The 4,145-nt window shown below is 54.3% G+C and carries 5 protein-coding genes; 1 reads left to right on the forward strand and 4 read right to left on the reverse strand.

Features of this window, described 5'->3' with window-relative positions:
- The first annotated feature begins 406 nt into the window (after positions 1-406).
- Positions 407-970, forward strand: coding sequence for a flavodoxin family protein (locus tag Q3886_RS08785; RefSeq protein WP_301861020.1), 564 nt, complete (start codon positions 407-409; stop codon positions 968-970).
- Between the two features lie 111 nt (positions 971-1,081).
- Here Q3886_RS08785 and Q3886_RS08790 read toward each other — a convergent pair whose 3' ends face one another.
- The 4 genes from Q3886_RS08790 to Q3886_RS08805 all read right to left on the reverse strand — a co-directional run bounded on the left by Q3886_RS08790 (position 1,082) and on the right by Q3886_RS08805 (position 4,093).
- Positions 1,082-1,801, reverse strand: a complete 720-nt coding sequence (locus Q3886_RS08790; RefSeq protein ID WP_301861021.1) for an amino acid ABC transporter ATP-binding protein — start codon at positions 1,799-1,801, stop codon at positions 1,082-1,084.
- Positions 1,788-2,453: an amino acid ABC transporter permease gene (locus tag Q3886_RS08795; RefSeq protein WP_301861022.1), complete on the reverse strand. Its 666-nt coding sequence runs from the start codon at positions 2,451-2,453 to the stop codon at positions 1,788-1,790. Before Q3886_RS08795 ends, Q3886_RS08790 begins: the two co-directional genes overlap by 14 nt.
- A 125-nt stretch (positions 2,454-2,578) precedes the next feature.
- On the reverse strand, positions 2,579-3,541 hold the full coding sequence (gene pfkA, locus Q3886_RS08800; RefSeq protein ID WP_301861024.1) for a 6-phosphofructokinase: 963 nt from the start codon (positions 3,539-3,541) through the stop codon (positions 2,579-2,581).
- Positions 3,542-3,547: 6 nt separating this feature from the next.
- On the reverse strand, positions 3,548-4,093 hold the full coding sequence (locus tag Q3886_RS08805; protein WP_301861023.1) for a shikimate kinase: 546 nt from the start codon (positions 4,091-4,093) through the stop codon (positions 3,548-3,550).
- Positions 4,094-4,145: the final 52 nt, after the last annotated feature.

Genomic DNA, 4,145 nt, shown 5'->3' on the forward strand with positions numbered 1-4,145 from the left:
TACACAGGGATTGTCCCGGGCGGACGGTCAAAGGGCTGTCGCTTCCCGGCCCCCCAGTATGTGTGATGAGCTTACAGCCTGTGGGCGACCGGCCTATATGAGAAGACTGTTAGCGGGCTGACGGCGCCCTTCTCCTTCTCCCCTCTTTTTCTCCCTCTTCTTCTCTTTCTATATGCTGATGACGTCATCCATGATGTTCAATAAGAAATGGCTCTGTACAGGCAAAAAAACAGAGCCGCTGTCTGTACAGCCGCCCTGTTATATGCCGATGTTGTCCGGTATGTATCCCGAATTCATGCGGCTCATTGCGATGTATTTGATTTTCTGTCTATGGTATACTATAATACTCTCAGATTGGATATCCCAATACATGACTCGTTTATCGTATACTAAGGAGGTTTTTCTCATGAAAGTTATCCTGTTAAACGGCAGCCGCCGTGAAAAAGGCTGCACCTATACGGCATTGTCCGTCGTCGCCGATGCCCTGAATGCCAACGGCATTGACACGGAAATCCTGCACGCTGTGCCGACAGCCGACGTTGTCAAACGGGCTGCCGAAAAGATTAAGCTTGCTGACGGTCTCGTCGTCGGTTCTCCTGTATACTGGGCTTCGCCGTCCGGTGAAATCGTATCCTTCCTGGATCAGCTCTCCGGTACAGCCGGCGCCGCTCTGATTCACAAACCGGCTGCTGCTGTCACGTCAGCACGGCGGGCCGGCACGACAGCTACGCTGGACGTGCTGAATAAATATTTTCTCTATCATCAGATGCCCATTGTATCTTCCAATTACTGGACCATGGTCCACGGCAACACGCCTGACGAAGTCCGGGAAGACAAGGAAGGCCTGCAGATCATGAACATTCTGGGCAACAACATGGCCTGGCTCCTGAAATGCATCGAAGCAGGAAAACAGGCCGGTATTACGGCACCGGAAACAAAAGCCAAAGTCATGACCAACTTCATTCGCTAACAGCCTGTCCGGCACCTTTCATCCAGACATGCCAAAAACACCGTTCTCGCATCTTTCGCGAAAACGGTGTTTTTCTCTATACAGCGGCGGCACGGGCCGCGCAAGTATCACTTATAATACTTTAGACAGGAACTCTTTCGTCCGTTCTTCTTTGGGATGGAAAAAGAGTTCGTCCGGCTTGCCTTCTTCCTGAATCAGGCCGTCGTCGACAAAGAGTACGCGGTCGGCTACTTCCCGGGCAAAGCCCATTTCGTGGGTCACGATGGCCATGGCCATACCGTCTCTGGCCAGGTCTTTAATGACGTCCAGTACTTCCCGGACCATTTCCGGGTCCAGCGCCGACGTCGGTTCGTCAAAGAGCATGAATTTCGGCTTCATGGCCAGAGCCCGGGCAATGGCCACACGCTGCTGCTGCCCGCCTGACAGGGTTTCAGGATAGGCGTCTTTTTTATCGGCCAGGCCGACTTTATCCAGAAGCCGGATGGCCGTCTGTTCCGCATCCTGCCGGCTTTCACCGCGGGTCTTCATGGGCGACAGAATGATGTTCTGCAGCACCGTCATATGAGGGAACAGGTTGAACCGCTGAAAGACCATGCCTACTTCCTTGCGGATGTCGTTGATGCTTTTGGCATCGCTCATGCTGATGCCGTCGACAATGATTTCGCCGGCTGTAGGCTGTTCCAGGTAGTTGATGCAGCGCAGAATCGTACTTTTCCCCGAGCCCGACGGCCCGATGATGACGACGACTTCCTTGTCGTGAATGGTCAGGTCAATGCCCTTGAGTACTTCATGTTTGCCAAAGCTCTTTTTCAGGCCTTTAATTTCTATCATCCGTTGCAAACCTCCGTTCTAAATAGCTGACAAGGCGGGCAATGCTCAGGGTCATAATCATGTAAATTGCCGCAACAGTCAGCCAGATTTCAAAGGAACCGTACGTCTTGGCAATGATCAGCTGGCCCCGGCGGGTCAGTTCTTCAAAGCCAATAACCGACACGAGGGACGTTTCCTTGGTCATCATAATAAATTCATTGCCCAGAGGCGGAATAACGTGTTTGAAGGCCTGCGGCAAAATGACGTACCGCATGGTCTGGAACCACGACAGGCCCAGGGAACGGCCTGCTTCCATCTGGCCCCGGTCGACGGACTGGATGCCGGCGCGGAAAATTTCCGACACGTAGGCGCCGCTGTTGATCGAGCAGGCTGCAACGGCAGCTACGAAGGGATTGATGCGTTCGCCAATAACCATGGGCAGGGCGAAATAGATCAGGAAAATCTGCACCAGCATAGGCGTGCCGCGGATAATATTGATATAGCAGACTGCCAGGGCCCGCAGGATTTTTACGCTGGACAGGCGGCAGATACTGGTAATGAGGCCCAGAAAGAAGCCGATGGCTACAGCAATGGCCGTAATTTCAATGGTAACGCCGGCACCTGCCAGCAGCAGGGGCAGGGAATTCCAGATTAAGCCGAAATCAAACGACATACTAACACTCCTCTGTAACAACTATACATAAAGACGGGATGTATCCGTTTCAACACATACCTTATTATTATAGGTGCATCTTTATGCGTTGTCAATGTATTCCGTATAATACGAGGCACTATCGCTTATCGGCCCAGCCACTGGACGAGCTGATACATATTTTCATCAATCGAGAATTTCAGGTGTTCCGCTTCCGTGTAGGGCGTGGCGACGATGCGGCTGTCCAGAAGACCGACGACGCAGTTGTACGTGCCGGCCAGCAGGCTGTCTACGGCTTTCTGGGCAAACAGGCCGGCCATGATGGAGTCGTACGCCGACGGAGCGCCGCCGCGCTGTACATAGCCCAAGACGGTCAGGTTCGGTTCCAGATAGGTATGTTCGCGGATATATTTGACTACGTCCGTGCTGCGGGCTGCCCCTTCGGCGACGATGACGATGCTGCTCATCTTCTTCATGCGGTGCGATTCTTCCAGATGGGCGCACAGGTCGCTCAGCTCCATGGGGTGTTCCGGCACGAGGACTGCTTCGGCGCCGGCGGCCATGCCGGCATAGAGAGCAATAAACCCGGCGTGGCGGCCCATGACTTCGACGACGGCAACCCGTTCGTGAGAATAGGCAGTGTCGCGGATTTTGTTGACCGAGCTGAGAACGGTGTTGATAGTCGTATCGAAGCCGACGGTATACTGGGTCCCCATCATGTCGTTGTCGATGGTGCCGGGAATGGTAATGGTCGGGATTCCCAGCTGGCTCAGGGCCTGAGCGCCTTTCATGGAGCCGTCGCCGCCGATGACGACGAGAGCGTCGATGTCGAGGGACCGCAGGTATTGGGCAGCCTCTTTCTGCACGTCTTTTTCCATGAATTCCAGACATCGCGCCGTCCGCAGCATCGTGCCGCCGCGGTGAATGATTTCCCCTACGTCCCGCCGGTCCAGGGGACGCGTTTCATGGCTCAGAAGGCCGGCATAGCCCCGCAGGATGCCTTCGACAGTAAGGCCTTTCTGAATGGCATAGCGCGTGACGCCGCGAATAGCCGCATTCATGCCGGGTGCGTCGCCGCCGCTGGTAAGTACGCCGATTTTATGAATCATCATGGATCAGACTCCTTTGCTTCGTGACATAAACTGAACCTTTTTTTCATCGACTTTCTGCAAAATCATTTCCACAATCTGACCGGCCCCGCCGCGGGTCGTGTCGACGACGCCGTCACAGTAGGGATAGACGTCTTCCCACTGGCGCATCATGTGCCGCACGAACTCCCGCAGGTTGTCGTAGTCTACAGTGGGCCGCTTGCCGATATGCCGGCTTACCCGCTCTTCCACGCGGAACGGCTCGGACAGCAGGGCAACAATGAATCCGTGGCGGTGCAGAATCCGGTACGTCTCGATATTCATAGGAAAGTTGCCGCCAAAAGAAATGACAGCTTCGTGATAGCGGCTGACCTGGTGCAAAATGGTTCGCTCCCGCTCGCGAAAGCCTGTTTCACCGGCCTGAGAAAAAAATTCGGCAATCGTCATGCCCACGACCCGTTCAATGCGCCGATCGGTGTCGACAAACTGCCAGCCCAGCCGCTGCGCCAGTTTACGGCCAATATGGCTTTTGCCGCTGCCCATCATGCCGACGAGTACGATATTGCGTTTCATCGCCGCACCTCCTTGCCTGTATAGTGTTTTTTCATTTGGATATAATTTATAT

The sequence above is a fragment of the uncultured Megasphaera sp. genome (assembly GCF_958350005.1).
Taxonomy (GTDB): domain Bacteria; phylum Bacillota; class Negativicutes; order Veillonellales; family Megasphaeraceae; genus Megasphaera.